General features: G+C 38.8%; 19 protein-coding genes. 14 read left to right on the top strand and 5 right to left on the bottom strand.

The window, feature by feature from the left end; genetic code table 11:
* Positions 1-2: 2 nt before the first annotated feature.
* The 5 genes from ACP5NR_RS04955 to hfq form a co-directional block, all read right to left on the bottom strand.
* Entirely contained in the window at positions 3-1,043 is a 1,041-nt protein-coding gene (locus ACP5NR_RS04955) for an efflux RND transporter periplasmic adaptor subunit (RefSeq protein WP_428005440.1), read from the bottom strand.
* Positions 1,040-2,341, bottom strand: coding sequence for a TolC family protein (locus ACP5NR_RS04960; protein WP_428005439.1), 1,302 nt, complete (start codon positions 2,339-2,341; stop codon positions 1,040-1,042). Before ACP5NR_RS04960 ends, ACP5NR_RS04955 begins: the two co-directional genes overlap by 4 nt.
* On the bottom strand, positions 2,338-3,351 hold the full coding sequence (locus ACP5NR_RS04965; RefSeq protein ID WP_428006048.1) for a TolC family protein: 1,014 nt from the start codon (positions 3,349-3,351) through the stop codon (positions 2,338-2,340). Before ACP5NR_RS04965 ends, ACP5NR_RS04960 begins: the two co-directional genes overlap by 4 nt.
* A gap of 66 nt (positions 3,352-3,417) precedes the next feature.
* Positions 3,418-4,125, bottom strand: a complete 708-nt coding sequence (locus ACP5NR_RS04970; protein WP_428006049.1) for a hypothetical protein — start codon at positions 4,123-4,125, stop codon at positions 3,418-3,420.
* A gap of 151 nt (positions 4,126-4,276) precedes the next feature.
* Positions 4,277-4,510, bottom strand: a complete 234-nt coding sequence (gene hfq, locus ACP5NR_RS04975) for an RNA chaperone Hfq (protein ID WP_428005192.1) — start codon at positions 4,508-4,510, stop codon at positions 4,277-4,279.
* Positions 4,511-4,913: 403 nt separating this feature from the next.
* On the opposite strand from hfq, the gene ACP5NR_RS04980 reads away from it, so the two are divergent.
* From ACP5NR_RS04980 to ACP5NR_RS05045, 14 genes are all read left to right on the top strand, one after another.
* Positions 4,914-5,930 (top strand): LacI family DNA-binding transcriptional regulator, encoded by a 1,017-nt coding sequence (locus ACP5NR_RS04980; RefSeq protein WP_428005191.1) that lies wholly within the window; start codon positions 4,914-4,916, stop codon positions 5,928-5,930.
* Positions 5,931-5,934: 4 nt separating this feature from the next.
* Positions 5,935-7,728, top strand: a complete 1,794-nt coding sequence (locus ACP5NR_RS04985; protein WP_428006050.1) for an amylo-alpha-1,6-glucosidase — start codon at positions 5,935-5,937, stop codon at positions 7,726-7,728.
* Positions 7,725-8,960 carry an ABC transporter substrate-binding protein gene (locus tag ACP5NR_RS04990; protein ID WP_428006051.1) on the top strand — a complete coding sequence of 412 codons (1,236 nt, stop codon included), beginning with the start codon at positions 7,725-7,727 and terminating at the stop codon, positions 8,958-8,960. The genes ACP5NR_RS04985 and ACP5NR_RS04990 overlap by 4 nt, the downstream gene beginning before the upstream one ends.
* Before the next feature lie 42 nt (positions 8,961-9,002).
* Positions 9,003-10,163, top strand: a complete 1,161-nt coding sequence (locus ACP5NR_RS04995) for a carbohydrate ABC transporter permease (protein ID WP_428006052.1) — start codon at positions 9,003-9,005, stop codon at positions 10,161-10,163.
* Between the two features lie 7 nt (positions 10,164-10,170).
* Positions 10,171-11,055 (top strand): carbohydrate ABC transporter permease, encoded by an 885-nt coding sequence (locus ACP5NR_RS05000; protein ID WP_428005187.1) that lies wholly within the window; start codon positions 10,171-10,173, stop codon positions 11,053-11,055.
* Between the two features lie 165 nt (positions 11,056-11,220).
* Positions 11,221-12,246, top strand: a complete 1,026-nt coding sequence (locus tag ACP5NR_RS05005) for a LacI family DNA-binding transcriptional regulator (RefSeq protein ID WP_428005186.1) — start codon at positions 11,221-11,223, stop codon at positions 12,244-12,246.
* A 14-nt stretch (positions 12,247-12,260) separates the two neighbouring features.
* Positions 12,261-13,916: an ABC transporter substrate-binding protein gene (locus ACP5NR_RS05010; protein WP_428006053.1), complete on the top strand. Its 1,656-nt coding sequence runs from the start codon at positions 12,261-12,263 to the stop codon at positions 13,914-13,916.
* A 50-nt stretch (positions 13,917-13,966) separates the two neighbouring features.
* Complete coding sequence (locus tag ACP5NR_RS05015; RefSeq protein ID WP_428005184.1) at positions 13,967-15,226, top strand: extracellular solute-binding protein; 1,260 nt, start codon at positions 13,967-13,969, stop codon at positions 15,224-15,226.
* Positions 15,223-16,125, top strand: a complete 903-nt coding sequence (locus ACP5NR_RS05020; protein ID WP_428005183.1) for a carbohydrate ABC transporter permease — start codon at positions 15,223-15,225, stop codon at positions 16,123-16,125. Before ACP5NR_RS05015 ends, ACP5NR_RS05020 begins: the two co-directional genes overlap by 4 nt.
* Positions 16,126-16,133: 8 nt before the next feature.
* Positions 16,134-16,961, top strand: a complete 828-nt coding sequence (locus ACP5NR_RS05025; RefSeq protein ID WP_428005182.1) for a carbohydrate ABC transporter permease — start codon at positions 16,134-16,136, stop codon at positions 16,959-16,961.
* Between the two features lie 9 nt (positions 16,962-16,970).
* Positions 16,971-17,492 carry a hypothetical protein gene (locus tag ACP5NR_RS05030; RefSeq protein WP_428005181.1) on the top strand — a complete coding sequence of 174 codons (522 nt, stop codon included), beginning with the start codon at positions 16,971-16,973 and terminating at the stop codon, positions 17,490-17,492.
* Positions 17,489-19,819 carry a GH36-type glycosyl hydrolase domain-containing protein gene (locus ACP5NR_RS05035; protein WP_428006054.1) on the top strand — a complete coding sequence of 777 codons (2,331 nt, stop codon included), beginning with the start codon at positions 17,489-17,491 and terminating at the stop codon, positions 19,817-19,819. Before ACP5NR_RS05030 ends, ACP5NR_RS05035 begins: the two co-directional genes overlap by 4 nt.
* Before the next feature lie 29 nt (positions 19,820-19,848).
* The gene (locus ACP5NR_RS05040) at positions 19,849-20,433 is read left to right on the top strand and encodes a hypothetical protein (RefSeq protein ID WP_428005179.1); all 585 of its coding nucleotides are present in this window, start codon (positions 19,849-19,851) and stop codon (positions 20,431-20,433) included.
* Positions 20,434-20,475: 42 nt separating this feature from the next.
* Positions 20,476-21,877 (top strand): glucoamylase family protein (locus tag ACP5NR_RS05045; protein WP_428006055.1); only part of this gene is annotated, 1,402 nt, incomplete at its 3' end.

The raw sequence follows: 21,877 nt of genomic DNA on the forward strand, positions 1-21,877 counted from the left end.
TATCATCTACCTCCGAATACGCCACGGAACGCGTTACCCGTTTGCTCAAATTGAGAAGGCACTTTCATTATAAGCACATCACCATCTTTAACTCCACTCGTAACCTGAACCATCATTCCACTTTGGCTTCCAAGTGTGACAGGAGATCTTTCGTAACCAGAGGCTGTTTTCAAAAGCACATATCTTTGATGATTTTGATCTGTAAAGATCGCCTGATATGGAATCAAAACTCCCTTTGAAACGCTTAAAAGAAGATTTATGTTACAATCAAGACCATAAATAACTCCGTATTTCAGAGGATCCTGATCGAAGGTTATGTTTATGGGTATAACGGTTAATCCGCTTTGAGTCGTCGCAAATGGTTGAACGAAAGAAACCTTTCCTTTTAGCGTCAAATTGTTGAGTTGCGTAAAGGTTATCAAAGCAGTTTGACCAACTTTGATGTCGGCAAGATCCACTTCGTTAACATCTGCAGTTACCCACATGCCTGTATTTTGTATTATGGTTATCAAATTCGAAGATGATGTCTGAGCATTCACAAAATCACCCGTCGCGACGTTCAAATTCTCTATAAACCCTGTGGCCGGAGAGGTGATCGTCGTGTAATTTAAATTTTCCTGGGCAAGTTGCAATGCCAGTTTGTATTGTTGTATGACGGAGGACGCATCCTGACTTAAAAGTGCATTGTAATAATTGTTCAAAGCCTGAATGTAATTAAGTTGGTATTGGGTTGAATTCAACTTTGCAAGAGGCTGGTTTATGCCCACAAGTTGGCCTTGCTGAACGTAGACATTCGTTATCTGTCCCGAAATGTACGGTCCTATGTTGTAAGTATTACCCGTAACAGAACCTACAAGTGGCAAATAATTTCCTATACTTGTAGCACTTACCGTGTATAAGACATGGGCTCCATTTACAACGGCAAGATCTGGATTTGTACTTGAAACGGTGCTCGTGGCAGGTTTCCTAAATCCAAAATACCATACACCCACTCCAACAACCACAATTGCTATTATGACTATAACGACAATCCATTTTTTCAAATTCCTTCACCTCCAAAGGAGATTCCTTCCGTTTGCATTATTTGAATTTCATTTAAAAGTATTTGTTGCTGTACCTGTTGCTCGCTTAACAACGATTCCTGATAACTCAAATTGGCAAGTGTGTAATTATCTTGACTTTCAAGTCCTTCTTTGTAAAGTGCTTCAGCCGTTTGAAAGGCCTGTAATGCTGTTTGCACGTTGTTTTGGGCAGCCGTTAGACTTATTTCAAGAGATTTTTGCTTCAAAATCAAGCCATTCAAAGATAAAGTATCCGTAGTTGTGGCATTTTGAAGTTCTTCCTGACCGATCTGGACATTTGTCAACCTTTGCTGAGACTGAATTACGTTTGATCCACCGTTGAGCAATGAAAAATTAAGGCTTAAAGATATAGACCATTTTGAAATGTTATTCAAAGGTACGGCAAAAGTAATTGTCGGATTTGGAATAAAAGGCAAAAACCACAAATTTCCCTGCGCCTGATAGGCCTGATATTGATATTGAAGTGCTTTTACGTCATTTCTGTTCGATATAACATCGTTTACGTTTATATCGGTTGAAAAATTAGATGTTATCGAAGAGACAAAGGTCATTGTATCCTGGTAAAGTTGTGTCGAATATGGAGTGAAGTTTGGAAGTGGCTGAATGGTCTGCAAAGAATTTTGATAATTCGCAAGAGCGGATTGGGATGAAAGTAATTGTTGATAAGCCGCATTTTGCTGGGTGTAATTTTCAGGATTTATGGAATTGTAAACATCTTTAAGCACGCTAACCTGTTGCGTATAAAGATTGACCATTTGATTGTAGTAATACCAGTTAAATATATTTTGAACGAGCGTTGTAAGATATGACCATTTCGTGTTCTGTATAGACCACAATGCGTTTGAATACGCAGATTTTGCCTGCATCATATCTGCCTGATCTTCAACGATAAGACTTCTTGATACGCTGAATTCTGGTGCTTGAAAACTCATGTTGCTAACGTTAAGAGGCAAAGAAAATCCAATTGTAGTTGAGTACAAATTCAATATGCCAAGATTTATATCCAAAAAAGACGTCGAATTTTCTAAGCCCGTTGCGTTAAAAGTCAGTCCAACGGATGGCGTTGTCAGGCTTAATGTGGGTACAAAAAAAGATGTAAGTGAATTCAAATTATTTTGTGCCTGTATGAAATTGATATTTGCACTTTGATAGGTTGGATCCTGATTGAGACCCGAATTGTAAAGATTCAAAAATGAATTTGAGGATGCAAATATTACCACAGGTAAAATCAAAAGAGGTATCAAAAGGTATTTCCTCACTGCAATGCCACCTCCGGCTTCAACCCAATTGAAACTATGTAAGGCACAAGATCGTTCCAGTAAGTTTCAAGAGAATTGTAATAGGAGAGTTGAGCGTTAAGATACGGTATCTTATATTGGCTGAGATAGTTTACAGTAGATATAAGTCCCGAATTGTATTCATTAGTGTAAAAAACAAGGTTATTCGTTGAAATATCGAGATTTGCTTTTGCATTTAAAACGCTTTGATAATCGTACTCGAGTTTCTGGATCGATGACGAATAGTTGTTTTGTGACGACAGAAGGGCATTACTTTGATTAAGCAAATCCTGTTGAACTGCCATCTTTGCCATTTCAATCGTGTATTGTGAGGAATTCGATGGAGTGGTGTTCAAGTTGTACTGTGCATTTTGAAGGTTGAGATTTGCAAGTTTTAGATTTAAATCGCTGTTTATCCACGTTTTCATGTCCTGCGGTATTTTTGAAAGATCCGGCACAGAAAACGTAATTTCCTGCCATTTTGACCCCGTTACGTTTTGAAAATTTGAAAGATTAAAGTTGTAGTTCCATACGGCATTTTTAAGGTTATTTTGATCCGTTGCAACCGTTACGGATGCCTGCTGAAGAGATACCGTTGATGCCATTGTTTTTTGAAAAAGCGCTAAAGTACTCGCATAATTCATGGTCGCAACATTCAAATTCATTTGGGCAATTTCAACATTTATATTTGCTATTTTCACTCCAAATGCTGCATTTAAAACGTTGGAGTAATAACTTTTGATATCATTTTGATAGGTCTGAAGGCTGGATGTATATGCGATTTGAGCCGATATCTGTCCGCCTTGATTGATAACAGGCACTGAAGATTGAATCATGTTCATCTGATATGTCATACTTGCCTGCTTTAAGGTGATATTCGCTATCGCATATGTCGTGTTACTCGCCTGTGAACTTTGAAAAAGTTGTGGTAGGTTCATTGAAAATGCATAAATTGGAATCACGAATAAAATCAATGTCAAGAATCTTTTCATATTTCCTCCTTTTAAAATCGCGTGTGGCAAACGCCACACGCTTTTTCCTTTTGAAGGGGATGATTTTTACTGCGCTTTAAGTTGAAGCGTGTTTATCACAAGATCGTAGATCGGGAAATTGACAACTGCGTATATCAAGTCAGGTGATCTCAACATTTGCATTCTTGCATTCTTTCCAAAATTTTGGAAAAGATTCATCATATTGTACATTTCTTGAGGATTCACGGTAACGTTGAAATTGAAATTTCTGTTTGGTAAGGCCTTTCCGATTTCATTTTTCGCGTTAGGACCAAGTAGTTGACGCTGCATCTGCATTGCTGATTTCTGGAAATAATTCTGAAGCAAAGACAATTGTTCGAGAGTTATCGTTGATTTGATATTGGTTATCAAATTTTCGGTTAATTTCGCATATTGAGAGTTCAACTTTGCAACTTCAAGATTCGCGGCTTTTATACTTGTACTGTCATTTGTAACAAGTGCATCTCTCAAAGTTGTAAGTGCTTTTATCCTTTGATCCTGAAGTGCATTCACTTGAGTTTTAAAATCTTTGAGATAACTCTCAAGATCAGATGCCTGTGCAGATGTGAGTTTCATGGCGTTGAAGACCTTAAGCATCTCAATTTGAACTTGAAGTTGAACGCTTTGAGAACCCTGAAGCAATGCATTCATGTTGGAAAGTAGCCCTCCAACGTTGGATTGTGTGGTACCAGCCGATGCGGCAAAAATTCCCGTTACGAGTAAGGGTATGAACAAAAGAACAAGAAACTTTTTCACAAAAATCACTCCTTTCAAAACCGTTTTATTTTAGTCATTCATAATTTTGACATTAAAAAAAAGAATGAGTTCTATTTTTTCACATTTCTTTCACAACTCACGTTTGAAACAAAAAATCTTCCGGCTAAAGCCGGAAGATGAAATTTTAATTTCAATTTTCTTTTTTCTCTGGAATGTATTTTTCATTTGGTATTATGGTGCTTATGGCGGCTTTGTATATCATGTTGCTTTGCTTTTGGTCTTCTGAATCCACAAGTACAACGAAAGGATCAAAATCTTTTATGATGCCTCTTATCTGAACTCCATTTGTGAGATATATCTTTACCTCCATTTTGTTGTTTTGAAGGTAACTTAAAAAACTGTCCTGAAGACTTTCTTTTGCCATCATCTTTTCCTCCATGTCATTTTTTATTCGATCTTTTAACAACTAATCTTGTGTGTTTCATTCTGTGCCTTTCAATGAACTTTATAATCGGACACCTCATTTTCCATTTTTCAAATAAATTCAAAAATTTCACCTCTTTAAAAAATATCGTTATTTTATATGACAAAGATATTTTACCACTTTGTTGTATGCTAAGCAATTTTTAGATTCTAAATCATCGCTCCCGCAGGTACCCGTTTGGAATCTACCATCGTAAATTGAATATATTTTGAGTTAATTTGAGGATTTGAAACGTAATTGGCTTTAATCATGATATTTGACTGTAAATAGGTAAAAAACGGTTTAAAAAGGGTTTGAAAAAAATTTTTTAATATTTTAAAATGTAATCGATTACACAAAGGGGATGTTTGAATTGACTGTGAAGATCAAAGACGTCGCAAAGACCGCAAATGTTTCCGTTGCAACTGTCTCAAGGGTTATAAATGCTTTTGGAAATGTAAAACCAGAAACTGAAAAGAAAGTTCTCCAAGCGATAAAAGAATTGAATTATTTTCCTAATCATTCTGCAAAAAGTTTGAGAACGAATTCGAGTGAGGGGATAGGTATAGTTATTTCTCACGATCTCGATTATTTCATATCTTTCCCTTATTTCGTGGAATTCATTCATGGAATGAGCATTGTACTTTCAGATCTCAATTATCATCTCGTCATATCAACTGCCAAAAAAAATGGAATAAATCCATACCTTGAAGTTGCAAAAAAAGGCATTGTAGACGGAATGATAATTTTTGACGTAAAAGACGGCGATGAAAGAATTTTCTCACTAAAAAAATGTGGAATTCCTTTTGTTGTAATTGGAAGACCCAAAGATGTCGGTGATTATATTTTTGTTGATACCGATAACGAAAGCGGCGGTATGTTAGCAACTCAGCATCTTTTTGATGTTGGGTGCAAAAAAATTCTCTTCATAAACGGTCCGAAAGGTCATGCCGCGACAAGATTCAGACTCAACGGATACATCAAAGCACACAAAAATATGGGCATCCATTACGATGAGAAACTCGTAAAGTATGTTGAAAAAAACTCTGACAGGGAAAACGGTTATGAGATAACAAGAGAATCTTTGGCTTTGATGAATTTTGATGGAATATTCGTTTCCGGCGATCTAATGGCAACAGGTGCCATAGCAGCCATAGAAGAATCCGGTCTAAAAGTTGGGAAAGATATGCCCATTGTTGGTTTTGATGATGTGCCTCTTGCATCAATGGTTAACCCGCCCCTGACGACCGTAAAACAACCGATTCATGATGTTGGCAAAACATCGGCAAGTATTCTAATAAATATGTTGAATGGCAAGAAAGTCGAATCACAAATTTTGGGTGTCTCTCTTGTAAAAAGGGCATCAACTTTTAGGGGATGATCTTATGTACACTATAAAATCTGGAAATATCATGGCTTTGATTGGAGATAATGGTTTTATCGAAGGAAATACCTGTGGACTGTATTTCATGGACACAAGAATTATCGGAAAGATGGTACCAGAGTTATCTTTAAAATTCAACTTGCTTGGTCTTGGGGAATACAGAACTAACTCGGTATTCTTCTGGTTCATATCCAAATCTCCGGATAGTTTGCATGACATGGATTTAATTTTAAAACTCAGTTATAGCATTGATAAGGATAAATTTACTGTTAAATCAGAGTTTTTTAACTATTCGAAAAAAGAAGTTTGTGTTTTTGAAAATTTTGTAATCGATTACACATTCAACGATATATTTGAAATAAGAAGTGGAAAATTTGAAGACAAGAAGAATAAAATAACAAAAAATCAGAAAGAGTCTGTAAAATATGAAAGTCAGCATCTCCAAATTGAGACTAAAATTCACGGATCGATTTCAAATGAAGTTAACCTTAAGCCTCATATTTTAAATTCGGTAAAATTTTCAATTATTCCTTCTGTTCATTTTAAAATTCAGACAAAAGGAACGATGCTTTTTGATAACGTCGTAAATTCAAATGTGAATTTGAATCTGCCTCATTTTAAAGGCAAAATTATGAGACTTGTGAAAAAGTCCACTGAAGATCTCGAAATGCTTTTACTCGATACAAAATACGGTAAATTCCCTGCAGCCGGTCTTCCATGGTTTGCCACGATTTTCGGAAGGGATTCGCTTATTTTTACATTGCAAACTATGGATATATTTCCCGAGATCTCTTACAACATCCTTAAAGTACTTGCCATGACCCAATCTAATTTTGTGGATGATCAAAAAGATGCACTACCGGGGAAAATCATTCATGAAATAAGAGTTGGAGAAGACGCGCTTTCGGGTAAAGTCCCCTTTTCAACATATTACGGTAGTATCGATGCAACGCCACTGTTTTTAATGGCAGTTGGAAAATACTCAAAATTATATGGCAAATCTGTTTTCAAAGAGTTAAAAGATGCGATTGAACTTTCTGCCAGATATATAGATGAAAATATAGATTCTCGTGGATATCTATACTACAAATCAAAATCTTCAAATGGCCTTTCAAATCAAGGATGGAAAGATTCTGGCGACTCGATGGTATTTTCCGATGGGAAAGTGGCACAACCACCTGTAAGACTTGTTGAAGTCCAAGGTTATCTTTATGAGGCTTATCAAACACTCTCACAATTTTACGATGGTGAAAGATCGTTGAAATATCTATCAAAAGCCGAACTTTTGAAAAAAAATTTCAACGAAGATTTTTGGATGGAAAAAGAGAAATTTTTTGCGCTTGCGCTTGATAAAGATGGAAGACAAGTTGATTCGATAACTTCAAATCCAGGCCATTGCCTCATGACAGGTATTATCGACAACGAAAGATCCAAATTCATCGTTGACAGACTTATGCAGCCTGATATGTTTACTGGCTTTGGAATAAGAACGATGTCATCAAAAATGGTTTCATATAATCCCATTTCTTATCACAACGGATCTGTATGGCCCCATGATACTTCCATCACGATGATTGGAATGTGGGATAAAAATTTCAAAAGGGAAGCAAAAACGTTAGGCAAATCTTTGCTTGATGTTGCAGAATATTTCGAATGGCGCTTGCCGGAACTTTTTGGAGGCAATCAAAAGAAAGGGAAAAATATAATTCCATATCCTGTTGCTTGTTCTCCTCAACTCTGGTCAGTCGGAGCGGGGTTTGTAATATCAAAAATTTTAAAGGAGGGATCAAAGTGAAAAACAAAGTATTTCTGTTGGTCATCGGATTGGCAGCGATCTTCTCGATCGGGACTTTTGCCATCACCGTGGTAACTCTTGGCGGCTGGGTTTCATCGCCAGTTGAACAGCAGGCAATGGAAAATGTAGTTAAGGCATTTAATCAAAAATATGCAGGTCAGATTGAATTGCAATACCAACCTATACCAGGTGATTATCTGGTCAAATTAACAAGTGAACTTTCTGCAGGTACTGCTCCAGATATCTTCTATCTTGATTCATCTTACGCACAACAGTTTATAAGATCTGGTGCTATATATCCACTTGATTATTTTGTTCAGAAATACAATTTCCCAGTATCAGATTTCGCAACATCTTTACTTCAGCCATTTGAATACAACGGTCACATCTATGGATTCCCAAAAGATTTTTCAACTTTGGCACTTTTCTACAACAAAGCCCTGTTTGATAAGTACAATGTTCCATATCCGACGAATAACTGGACATGGCAAGATATGCTCAACGCCGCACAAAAATTGACTCATCCCGAAGATGGAGTTTATGGACTTTCTCTTAGTCCAAATGCCCTTGATCGTGTGATGCCATTTATATTCCAGAATGGGGGAGAGGTTGTCAATTCTCAAATGCAACCTGAACTTGACTCTCCTCAGGCAATTCAGGCAATCCAATTTTACTTCGATCTTCACAACAAATATCATGTCGCAATTCAGCCATCTGACGTAGGTGCGGGATGGAATGGCGATGCTTTCGGACGTGGCAAAGTTGCGATGATAATGGAAGGCCCGTGGGCGTATTCTTTCCTTAAGGAGACCTATCCTCAGATAAACTTTGGGATGACAGTTATGCCAATGGAAAAAACACGTGCAACTATGATATACACAGTTTGTTATGCAATGTCAAGAAGTACGCCTGATAAAGATGCGGCATGGAAGGTCATGGAATTTTTGCTTAACGATGGCATGAAGGTATTCACAGAGAAACTCGGAGTAATTCCAACAAGAATCTCTGTCCAACAATCAGAGAATGTTTTTAACAATCCTGCAGACCAGGTTTTCGTGGATCAAGTCAATTATGGTCACGGGTGGTTTATTCCAACGGCAAATGGAAATTCTTCAAAATTGCTTGATAACATAAACAATGAACTTTACAACATCTGGCAAGGGAAGATTACAACCCAGCAAGCCGTTGATTACATAGTTAACAACTGGAATAGTTGGGCTTCTCAGCAATAAATTCAGGGAGGTTTAAACCTCCCTGCTTTTTGGGGTGATAAATTGAAAAGAACGCAAATAAGAGAATGGATTGCGGGTTATCTTTTAATACTTCCAATCATCGCGATTATAGGTACTTTTATAATATATCCCATAGTTGCATCTGTTTATTACAGTTTTACAAATTATAATCCTTTAAGGCAAATGGAATATAAAAACACTTTTAATTTACAAGATCAACTTGAACAATATCTACTTGTTTTCAATATGAAAGGCCTTAACACCCAGCATCTACTCTCTCAATTCGATCCTGTTGATTTTATTCAAACCCAGTTGGGAATAAAAATTGATACTTCTCAAAAATCGGCCATTAAAAAATACTTCGATTCTAAAAAGTTGATCGATGACTTTGTTTCCATGAAGACCAACGAAAGAATAAACGGTACAGAATTATTTTCAAGATATATGACAAAAGATAAAAATATGTTTGCAGGATATATTCCGACATGGGTTGGCTTTCAAAATTTTTTACATATGATAAATGATAACCTTTTCTGGACAACGCTTTGGAATTCGGTTTTCTTTGCAATTGTTGTTACTCCGGTTCAAACTTTTCTTGCACTTATACTTGCAGTTGCGGTTAATCAAAAAATAAAAGGAATTAAATTCTTTAAATTAAGTTTTTATATTCCTTCAGTTACGTCTTCGGCTGCGATATCGATGTTATTCATGTTACTTTATTCGAAACCAGGACTTATCAACAGGATTCTTGGATTCATTGGAATTCCACCGATAAATTGGCTTTCAAACACCTCGACGGCTTTACCTGCCGTAATGGCAATGAATGTATGGACAACTGCAGGGTACTTCATGATAGTTTTTCTTGCAGGGCTTCAAAATATACCAAAAGATCTGATAGAGGCATCAGAACTCGACGGGGCAATTGGATGGACAAGATTCTGGAAAATAATAATGCCTCTTCTGAGGCCCCAGATCTCTTACGTCGTAACTCTTGGATTGATAGGAACTTTGCAGGTTTTTGATCAGATATATTTTCTCATACAAAATCAGCAAAATTACACAACGGCAATGTACATATATGTTAACGCATTTAATTACAATCAAATGGGGTACGCATCGGCAATAGCGGTGTTTTTCTTAGCATTTATAATGATTTTAACACTAATTCAAAGACGATTCGTCAAAGAAGAAAGTTACTTTTGAGGTGTGAATGATGAGAAAATGGCAACTGGCAAGAAAAATTTCCTACATAACTCTGATAGTTTATGCCGTAATATCTTTGACACCTTTCATATGGGCATTGCTTGTTTCAATTGCTCCTATGAGTTATCTTTTAAATGGAAAATCGACAGGAGTAAATATAATGCAATGGCCGCCAGAGATAAATATTTTCAAATTACCTCCGGAAGTCTTTGGCGCACCATCAACGCTATCAAATTATAATCAGGTTTTCACGGTAACACCTTATGCAAGATGGATTTTAAACACGGTTATATATGCTGGTTTTGTTACGATCGGGAACCTTTTCTTCGATGCGATGGCCGGTTACGCCTTCGCAAAGTTGAAATTTCCAGGAAAAGATATAATTTTCACCATACTCCTTGGAACTTTGATGGTGCCATTTCCAGTTACCATCATACCGGTTTACAATTTGCTTGTGAATTTTAATCTTGTCAACACTTATGCAGGTCTTATTTTCCCTAAAATAGCTTCCGTTACCGGTTTGTTTCTCATGAGACAATTCTACATGTCAGTTCCAGATGAACTTGATGAAGCGGCAAAGGTAGATGGAGCCGGAATATTCAGAAGATTCTGGCAAATAGATTCTCCGGTGGCATTGCCGGCATTTGCAACACTTGCAATTTACACATTCATGGGAATGTGGAATGATTTTTTCTGGCCTTTGATCGTCACCTCAAACAAAAATATGTTCACGTTAGCAATGGGATTGAATTACTTTAGAACATCATATTACACCTTCTGGCAACTCATGATGGCTGCATCTTTACTTATGACCATCCCTATGATTGTAATCTTCCTTTCGTTCCAAAGATATTTTGTTGAAACTGATATCTCAAGCGCAGTTAAAGGATAAAACAGAAGATATTTTGAGATAAACGAAGTATTTTGCATAAATCGACTATTTTTGGCTGAATTTGATTTATAAATCTCTAAAATAGCCTTTGACATTTTTTAAAAGAGATTGTATGCTATTTTTGTTCTGTGTGGAATCGGTTTCATATAGGAGTGTGATTTTACCTTGAAAACGACAATAGACGATATCGCTAAAATGGCCGGAGTATCTAAATCAACTGTGTCACGTGCTTTAAATGGCACCGGTTACATTTCCAAAGAAAAAAAAGTAAAGATTCTTGAACTTGTCAAAATTCATAATTACGTTCCAGATTCTAAGGCCATAAATTTAAGTAAAAAGAAGACCATGACCATAGGCCTCGTTTTGCCTTCGGTGGCAGGACCTTTTTACAGTGAGGTAATTCAGGGAGTTGAAGAGATTCTAAGTGCTAACAGATATTTCACAATTTTTATGACTTTTGATGAAAATTCATCAGAAAAAAACCGTGAAAGGTATATTTCCCTTATGAGTTCAGGAAGAGTCGATGGCATGATAATTTTTGATCCGGAAGTAAATGAATCAACCGTTGATAAAGTTATGAAGTTTGAAATACCGATCGTATATCTTGGTGAGGACATCCATGGAATGAATGTAGATACAATCCTTGTTGATAATTTTAACGGCGCTTATTCGATGACAGAACATTTGATAAAGATCCACAAACACGAAAGAATCGCATTTATAACGGGACCCGCGCAAAGTTTCGACAGCGTCGAAAGGCTTCGCGGATATAAATATGCCCTTGAAAATCATGATATAAAATTCGATCCAAACCTTGTGTGTCGGGGAGATTTTACAAAAGAAAGCGGTAAAAATGCAGTCGAAAATTGTCTCAAAAACGGCGCGACGGCCATTTTCGCTGCCAACGACGAAATGGCCCTTGGAGTCATAGAAGAATTAGAAAGAAAAAAGATAAAGGTTGGAAAAGAAATTGCCGTCGTTGGTTTTGATGATACATTCTGGTCAAGGTATATTCAACCACCTTTAACGACCGTACATCAACCCATGCACAGCATTGGGAAAATGGCGGCAAAGACGATTCTCGACAGGATGAATTCCAATGATGTCGTTAAATCTCCGATGAGAATTGTTCTAAGTACAAGATTGATTGTAAGAAATTCATGCGGTTGTGAAATAAGTTTCACAAATTGAAAGGAGGAAGTTTTATGAAAAAGGTCAGTTTTTTTTTGATTTTTGCATTGGCTCTTTCAGTCGCAATCTTTGCTGCAGGCGTTAATTACGGAGGGACTTTGAATGTCGTCATGCCATGGGGACAATTGACGAATAGTGTCAATCCGTTTTTGCCAACTTCTCAGACTTTACAAATGCAAAACATGATTTATGAAAGTCTTTTCTACGTCAACAGTCTGACAGGTCAACTCACACCTATGCTCGGCACATCTTACAAATGGTCAGATGACAACCTTACTTTAACTGTCCCGATTAGAAATGGGGTCAAGTGGTCTGATGGTACACCATTCACTGCCAATGATGTTGCTTTCACGTTTAATCTGATCAAAAAATATCCAGCCTTCGATTTGGGAGCATTGTGGGCCAAAGACAATTATCTCCAAAGCGTTGTTGCGAGCGGTGACAGTGTGATCTTCACCTTCTCAAAGCCAAACACACCTCTACTTTACGCACTTCTTGGACAACTCATAGTACCGGAACATATCTGGTCAAAGTTATCCGATCCGGCAACGTATCCGAATCAAAATCCGGTTGGAACTGGTCCGTTTTTGCTTGATTCGTTTAATCCAACGACCAACACGATAACTTTGGTTAAAAATTCAAATTACTGGATGACAGGAAAGCCTTACATAGACAGGATAGTCGTAAGGTCCGTCGAATCGAATACAACCGTAATGTTAGAACTTTTAAGAGGTACGGCAGATTGGAGTTACGTCTACATTCCGGACGTTCAAAAAACATGGGTAAGTAAAAATCCATCTACAAACAAAATATGGTGGCCGATGAACAGCACTTTGATACTTTATTTAAACACACAAAAATATCCTTTCAACAATACTGTTTTCAGACAGGCAATATCGATGGCGATAGACAGATCAGCAGCGGAAGAAAAGGCTTATTTCAACGCGGGAGGTCCTTCAAGCGCTATTGGATTACTGCCAGCCCAGCAGTCTGAATGGCTCGATCCTACTTTAACCGCTTTGAATTCGTCTCTTTCGCAGTACGATCCACAAAAAGCGCAGGAACTGCTTGCATCAATAGGATTTAAGAAAAACGCAGATGGTAATCTTGTCGGTCCGGATGGCAAAGTACTTCCAACGTACAAATTACCGGTTGTTGCCGGCTGGACGGATTATCTAACGATTTCCCAGATAATAGCCCAAAACCTTAAAGAAATTGGTATAAATGCGATAATAGATCAGGAATCTTTTGGATCATGGTGGTCAACTATAACAAAGGGAATGTACGATATGGCCTTTGCTTGGGCAACCGGAAGCGGTCCAACCCCTTATTTTTACTTCAATCAGGAACTTAATCCCTCCTTCGCCGCACCTCTTGGGCAGACAGCCACATCTAACTGGTCCGGCTACACTAATCCTTTGGTAACATCGGCATTGAATACTTACGCACAAACGAGTAACCTGAACCTTCAAAAACAAGCGATGTATTCCATTGAAAGAATCTTTGTTGAAGAGATGCCTTTCATTCCTGTCGTTTACGGAACTGAATTCGATGTCTTCAGTGAAAGTCATTTTGTCGGATGGCCGTCTGATTCCAATCCTTACGCAACTGGAGCCGGAATAGGATCGGCTGAAGGCGAAATGATCGCTTTGAACATACATTTAAAATGAATTAGGGCAGGATGTTTCATCCTGCCTTTTCTCAATAGGAGGTGTGATTCGTGAAAAAGTATCTTTTGGTTTTTTCGATTATGTCGATCTTCATAGTCGGATCGATTATGGCTGTTACTATAACCGTTGCGCCACCGGATGCACAATCTTTCAACTATCTTCAAAGCGTGATCCCAGTTTTTGAAAAGCAAAACCCGGACATCACGGTTCAGGTAGTCGCACAGCCAAATGGAAGTCAGATAGCGGCACTTGTGGCGGCAGGTAATGCCCCGAATATCTTTGTGGGACCTGTTTCCATGAATTACGTTCAAAATGGTCTTTTGCTTGATTTTACCAAGATGCCTGGATACAATCAAATAGCGTCAGAACTCATAACTGGCATTTTCCCTTACAATGGTGGTGTTTACAACATACCATGGATGGTAACGACACAGGTAATGTTTTACAACAAAACGATTTTTAAACTTGCAGGACTTAATCCCGATGATCCGCCTCAAACATTTGCCCAGTACCTTTACGATGCAAAGAAGATAAGCGAACTTCCACCTGGACCTTACGGAAAATATTACGGACAATTTTTCTGGAATGAGATGCTTCAATACTCTTGGTATTGGGGTATGTTAGAACAAATATACTACAATTTCAACGATGCAAAATATCCTCATTTAATAGGTCAATATGGACTTTCACTTGATTTCACAAACCCAAATGCGCATTTTGTCGATTTCTTAAAATTCTGTAAAGAGGTTCAGCAGTACAGTTCGTCAGGCATGCAACAGGCTTCTATTTTTGGAAGAAACGTTGGAATGTGGCTGCAATTTGCCTATGGATGGACTTTTAACCTTCAAAATTCGACAGGAGGCCCTATGATTTATGGCAAAGATTACGGTCTTGCTCCAATACCCACGAATTCAGATTCAGCAACGGCCATTCATTGGTCAACACTTGCACAAAGACCTTTGATAGTTTTTAAAACAACACCACAACAGGACACGGCCTCATGGAAGTTCATTCAATTCTTAATGGAGCCGCAAAATGAACTTCAGGCATGCGAAGAGATAGGATGGCTAACTTCCGTTAAAGAGAATGCCAATAATCCTTTCTTTTCAAGACCTGATGTAAAACCTTACGTTGATCAACTTGCGCATGTTGTCGTCACAAATCCTTTTGATGAAAATACAGCCGTTACACAGGCCGTCTTAAATGCATGGGGCCAGTACGTTGTGAGTAATTCAATTTCGACTGCCGAGCAGGCATTTCAAACGGCAGCCCAAAACGCTCAATCTGCTTTGAGTTCATCAGGCTTATGAAAGATTTTTTAAGAACGCTTAAACGATCCAAATGGGGCTACATCTTTGTAGCCCCGTGGATCGTTGGCTTTTTGGTTTTCAGCGCTTATCCTCTGTGGCTCGGCATAAAGATGACCTTTTTGAATTACAACCTTGTGGCGCCACAATCGATAAAATTCATTGGCTTTCAAAACTGGATAAATGGTTTTACAGATCCGCTTTTTTGGAAAAGTCTCGTCAACATCCTTTACAACCAGGCCATATTCATCATTTTAACTTTTTTCATAGCATTGCTTGTCGCATATTTACTTTTCAAAATTTCTAACGGAAACAAATTCTGGAATGCATTTTTTAGGAGTGCTTATTTTGTACCTACCATAACCTCTGTTGTCGTCGTCATGCTTGTGCTTGGAAACATAACGGCACCGTACGGTCCTATTCAAACTTTGCTTGTAAAATGGCATATTTTGAGTCAGCCGATAGTGTGGAATTTAACGCCGATCCTCATAATGCCGGTTATAGCGGTCATAACTTCATGGATGTCATTTGGAATTCAGGCGATAATTTTGCTTGGCGGAATGGGTACAATTCCGACCGAATTCACAGAAGCGGCGAGAATAGACGGCGCAAAGGAAGGCACTATATTTTGGAGGATAATCTTCCCGCTTTTAAGACCACAGATAGTCTTCATAATGGTTATGAACGCAATAGGAGGACTTCAGATGTTCACCCAGGTTTACGTGAATTTTGGTGTTACAGGTGGGCCGGATCAGGCCGGAATGACTCCTGTGCTTTACATATATAGCGAAGGACTGAGTAAATTTCAGATGGGATATTCGTCGACATTAGGTTTTATTCTCAGCATTTTGATAATCATAGCAACGGTTATAACGCTTAAAGTGCTTCAAGAAAGAAGTTAGGTGATTGAATGTTAAAGCAGGAAAGAAATGAAAGAACAAGGGCATACATATTCTTAAGCATAGGCCTTATAATAACACTTTATCCTTTCGTGCTCATGGTGATGAGTTCATTCATGACTCCATCCCAACTTTTGAACAATCCATCGATGATAATTCCCATGCCTTGGACCTTTTCCGGTTATACAGGGTTATTCAAAGATCTCAATGTTTTATTACTTTTCAAAAACACGATCATAATAGCCGGATCTGTAACGCTTTTGAACTTATTCTTTGATTCTTTGGCGGCATTTGCACTTGCCAAGTTAAAATTCCCCGGCAAAAACGCACTTTTTGGTTTTATGCTCTTTACACTGATGATCCCGGGCGTTCTGTTTTTCATACCAACTTACACGATGCTTTACAACTGGGGCTGGGTTAACCATTACAGGGCCCTTATAATTCCGAGTTTTGTCCAGTTTTACAGTATTTTCCTGATGAAACAATTCATGGAACAAATTCCGGATGAGGTCATAGAGGCAGCCCGAATAGATGGCGCAAGTGATCCCGTTATATACGCAAGAATAATAGTTCCAATGAGTATACCCGTTATGGCGACGATAGCGATACTGACATTTATGGGCGCATGGAATGACTTTTTCGGTCCTTTACTTTATTTAAGAAGTCCGAGCATGTGGACGGTGCAACTCGGCCTTCAAATGTTCTCAAGTTCTATCCCCGGCCAAAATATACAGGTGCTCTGGGCAGGTGAAGTTGTGATAACTTTGCCTATACTTATAGTCTTTCTATTCTTGCAAAAATATTTCATCAGGGCTTTCACAAATGTTTCTTTCAAGTAGGCGATCGATTTGAAGAAAAAGATCATCCTGTACTCTGTAATTGCTTTGGTGGTTTTGATAATCTTCTTTGCAGGATATGTGGCTGCATGGATGCAGACAAATAATTTTGCCATAGAAAACTACAAAAAGGCCGAAGAGGCCCTAAAGGCTGGAAAATATCTCGATGCGATCAACGGATATCAGGTTTTCGATGCTAAACTTCAAAAATATGTGACTTATGTGGGTTTTACTCAGATTTCAACGATGTTCGAAGGGCATCCTATTTTTGGTATACCATCAATCGTTGAAAAAGCAAAAAAAGAGGTTATGAAGTTAATAGTAACGATGCCAACAGACGATCTTGAAACTTACTTTCAAAACACGGTAAGAAACAAAAATCCATATATACTTTACGTCCTGGCCGAATTAATACACAGAACATCGGATCAATCGAAGATAAGCATGTATGAGAATATCTTTTCTTTGGTCGGTGGAAAGACAAATGAAATAACGAAATATTACGATACGCTGCACAAGGAGGCAAATGAATGAAATACTTCAAAACAAAATACGGATATTTCGATGAGAATGGAGATTACGTCGTAACGGATCCCAAAACTCCGATGCCGTGGATAAACATCTTAACGAATGGAAGGTATGGATCCGTATATTCGCAAAGCGGAAGCGGATACTCCTTTTACATTGATGCATCCCAGAGTTTGCTGACAAGATGGGTCCAGGATCTCGTAAAGGATGATTACGGAAAGTACATATACATCCGTGACGATGAGACCGGCGAGATTTATTCTCCGACATTTCAACCCGTTCAGCATAAAGGAAAGTACACGATTACCTTTTCTCCAGGTCTTGTAAAATTCAACGCGAAATTCTCCAAATTCGATGTCGAGATGAATGTCACTATACCTATGGACGATGACGGAGAGTTAATAAATTTGAGTTTCAAAAATAAGAGTAAAGATAACCTTCATCTTTCGATCTTTTCATATTTTGAACTTAACATGAGTACAAATGCCGATTTTCATCGCGAATTTCACAAACTCTTTTTTGAAACCAAATTCGTAAAAACCCATTCGGCCATATTAAGCAAAAAATATCTATGGCTTAACTGGAACGATTCTTACCCATACGTGCTTGTCCATTCCACATCAGGAAAAGTCGTTTCATTTGACACGGATAAAAGGTCATTCATCGGAATGTACGGAGATGTTCGAAAACCTCAGGCCGTTAAAAACGGGATATGCGGCATGAATCAGGACAGGCACGTGGACGGCATAAATGCCCTTCACGTCAAGATCGATGTAGATTCTCAAGATACGAGGACACTTAACTTCTTTATAGGCGTCGGTCAGAGTGAAGAAGAAGTACTCTATCTTGCGAAAAAATACAATAAAGTCAATTTCGATGATGTGAAAGATAAAGTGGAGGCGCACTGGAAAAACTTCCTTTGCAAATTCAAAATAAGCGTTCCGGACAAAGACATAGAATTTTTAATAAACAAATGGCTCCCATATCAGGCAATCGGCGGAAGACTTATGGCAAGAACTGCATATTACCAGATGGGAGGGGCTTACGGCTTTCGCGATCAACTTCAAGACAGTCTCGCTGCTCTCTGGCTTGATCCCAAGATCACAAAAAATCAGATAAAACTTCATGCCGCCCACCAAAGAAATGATGGGACTGTCCAGCACTGGTGGCTTCCTCTTACAAACTCGCATCCTTCTGAGAGATGGTCAGACGACCTTTTATGGCTTCCATTTGCACTTACCGAATACATTTCTCACACAGCCGATGTCGAAATACTCGAAGAAGAAGTTCCTTTTTTGGATGGGAGCAGCGGTACGCTTAAAGACCACGCTTTAAGGAGTATAAAGAGCGTTATGTCTTCAAGATCGGAGAGAGGAATACCTTTTATCTTCAACGGAGACTGGAATGATGGCTTAAACGGCCTTGGCAAAGATGGGAAGGGAGAAAGTTTCTGGGTAAGCGAATTCCTTTATTACATTCTCTCTAAAGTCCAGGAAACCTTTACACTCAGTAAAGATGAAAAAGCATTCATTGAAAAATTGGCAAAAGAAATCAAAGACTCATTCAACTCTTATGCGTGGAATGGAGATTGGTTTGACAGGGCTACATCGGATGACGGAATTGTGCTTGGCGGAAAAAATGATAACAGGATCTTTTTGAATGCCCAAAATTGGGCCGTTATATCCGGAATAAGCGATGATGAAAAATTGAAAAAGGCTATGGAAAATGTAAAAAAGAGACTTGTAACCGATTATGGTCCATTGCTTTTTACGCCACCGCTTACAGAACCGGATCCAAAAATAGGGTATCTCAGCAGATATTCGCCGGGATCCAGAGAAAACGGAGGAGTTTACACTCACGCGGCTGTCTGGACTTTGTGGTCTGCCTGGAAGAGAGAGGATGCCGATCTTTCAGATAAAGTTTATGAATCTCTCTCTCCGATAAAGCGTTACGTAAAAGTCCCCGAAACATACATGGCCGAGCCTTATGTAACTCCCGGAAACAGCGATGGACCGCTTTCTCCAAAAAGTGGACAGGGTGGATGGACCTGGTATTCGGGATCGGGAGGATGGCTTTACAGATCGATAATAGAGTATTACATAGGGATAAAACCCGTCAAAGATGGAATTCTCTTTAGGCCATCGACAAACAAGACATGGAAAAATGCAAAATTCACATTCACCGTAAGAGATGGAGAATACACACTCGAGATCGAAAACCCAACAATGAAAAGTCTTACCTCAAAAAGCGCGATCTTTGTCGATGACAAGAAAACAGATGAAGAACTCATACCTTATTTGAAAGGAAGCCATAAAGTAAAGGTAAAATATTGATCCAAAATTCAAAATAAGGAGGTAACAAAATGAAAAAAGTAGCACTGGTTTTTTCGGCAGTTTTGGTTTTAGTGATCGGAATGGCCTTTGCACAGGTAACTTTCAATTATTACATCATAGAGCCATTCTCAAGTCCATTTGGTCATTTCGGCCTTGGTCCGTGGACGGGAGGCACATCATCGGCAACCGATGCAAGTGCGCAGATAGTCTCCAGCACACTTTTTGGAAACAAATGGGACGTATACTACAACGTTGAAAAAGACGGCTCTTACAATGGCACATACGTTTATTTTGCCAACTCGAATCTGAATCAGTCATTTGATGCATCTGCTTATTCGTCTTACGCGTTTTTTGTCAAATCAGACTCGTCAACTCCGATAACGTTTAAAGTGGAACTTAAAAGTCCGAATAACGGAGCAGAGTATTTCTATGTGCACGGTATAGGGCAATACTGGACCTTTGTGCAGATCCCATTCAAAGATTTCACAAAGTATTCATGGTCAAATGAAACCAATTTTTCTCAATTGACCCAGGGCACCTTCGTTTTCGAACATAACTTAGACGTTTTAAACACGGCCCATATATACGTTGCGGACATAGGTTTCATGAAATGAAAAAAAGGCACCGTCAAGGTGCCTTTTTTGTGAGGTGATTAAATGAAAAAATTCTTCGTGTTATTTCTTGCTTTTTTGTTAATTGGAGGTATTGCGATGGCACAGGACAATCCGGATGAAATTTTTGCAAAAAACGAAAGAGACGCTGCATTCTATTTTTGGAATGAAGTAAATCCATCGAATGGACTTGTGAGAGACAGAACAACCTGGGATTCACCTTCATCGATAGCGGCCGTCGGATTCGGGCTTACCTCGCTGTGTATAGCCGCAGATCACGGCTGGATTCCACAGCAGGACGTTTACGATAGAATTCTGACAACATTAGAATATTTCAAAAATTTGCCAAACGAGCATGGCTTCTACTACCACTTTTTGAATCTGTGGACCGGCCAGAGGGCAAGCGGATCCGAAGTGTCACCGATAGACACGACGCTTTTCATAGCAGGAGCGCTTTTTGCAGGCCAGTACTTCCCCGGAACGGAGGTTCAAAAACTTGCAGACGAACTTTACGAACGTATAGACTGGCAATGGATGACGAATAACACGGCCTATTTAGATATGGCATGGTATCCCGAAAACGGATTTTCCAAATCTTACTGGACCGGATACAGCGAGGCTGCATTGATGTACATCCTTGCCATAGGATCTCCTACTTATCCGATATCGCCTCAAGATTGGGGGTACTGGATAGTAACGTGGTCTCAAAATGGATCCGGCAATTTGAAACACTGGGCAAGTTCCGACGAAAGCATGTTTACCTATCTTTATTCTCAGGCGTACATAAATTTCAAAGATTTGAACTTCAAATACGTTGGAAATCTCTGGGACAACTCAGAAAAGGCCATAGAATACGATATGCAATTTGCGAATGAGAATTCACAGTACAGAACATTCAAAGAAGGCTTTTGGGGATTGTCCGCATGCGATGGACCCGGTGGTTATGAGGCGTACGGAGCGATAATGGGCGGAACGGATGGGACTGTTGCACCGTACGCGATGATAGGCGCGCTTCCATTCACGCCCAACAGATCGAAAGCGGCAGTTTTAAAGATGTGGACACTTAAAAATGAACTCTACGGCCGGTATGGATTCGTTGATGCGTTTAATCTCGATCAGAACTGGAGAGATTTTGATTACATAGGCATAGATGTCGGAATAGAAGTTTTGATGACTGAAAATTATTACACGGGTATGGTATGGAAATATTTCATGCAGGTACCCTTCGTGCAAAAGGCAATCGAATTGATAGGACCGGAAGTTACAAAACCGTCCGGAGAACAATCACAGACTGAACCACAATCTCAAAGTGTACAGAGTACATCGTACACAGTGGTTGAAAGTTTCTCAAGCCCTTACGGAAAGTATGGCCTCGGTCCGTGGACTGGAGGAACGTCTTCCGCATCTGATGTGAATGCAAATATCGTCTCTGATAGCACATTCGGAC

It is taken from the genome of Athalassotoga sp. (assembly GCF_049965695.1).
Classification (GTDB): domain Bacteria; phylum Thermotogota; class Thermotogae; order Mesoaciditogales; family Mesoaciditogaceae; genus Athalassotoga.

Coding starts and splice junctions, on each gene's coding strand:
- ACP5NR_RS04985 (WP_428006050.1), top strand. CDS start 5,935: ATGTACACTATAAAATCTGGAAATATCATGGCTTTGATTGGAGATAAT.
- ACP5NR_RS05000 (WP_428005187.1), top strand. CDS start 10,171: ATGATGAGAAAATGGCAACTGGCAAGAAAAATTTCCTACATAACTCTG.
- ACP5NR_RS05035 (WP_428006054.1), top strand. CDS start 17,489: ATGAAATACTTCAAAACAAAATACGGATATTTCGATGAGAATGGAGAT.
- ACP5NR_RS05040 (WP_428005179.1), top strand. CDS start 19,849: ATGAAAAAAGTAGCACTGGTTTTTTCGGCAGTTTTGGTTTTAGTGATC.
- ACP5NR_RS04980 (WP_428005191.1), top strand. CDS start 4,914: ATGTTTGAATTGACTGTGAAGATCAAAGACGTCGCAAAGACCGCAAAT.
- hfq (WP_428005192.1), bottom strand. CDS start 4,510: ATGGCAAAAGAAAGTCTTCAGGACAGTTTTTTAAGTTACCTTCAAAAC.
- ACP5NR_RS05025 (WP_428005182.1), top strand. CDS start 16,134: ATGTTAAAGCAGGAAAGAAATGAAAGAACAAGGGCATACATATTCTTA.
- ACP5NR_RS05010 (WP_428006053.1), top strand. CDS start 12,261: ATGAAAAAGGTCAGTTTTTTTTTGATTTTTGCATTGGCTCTTTCAGTC.
- ACP5NR_RS04965 (WP_428006048.1), bottom strand. CDS start 3,351: ATGAAAAGATTCTTGACATTGATTTTATTCGTGATTCCAATTTATGCA.
- ACP5NR_RS05020 (WP_428005183.1), top strand. CDS start 15,223: ATGAAAGATTTTTTAAGAACGCTTAAACGATCCAAATGGGGCTACATC.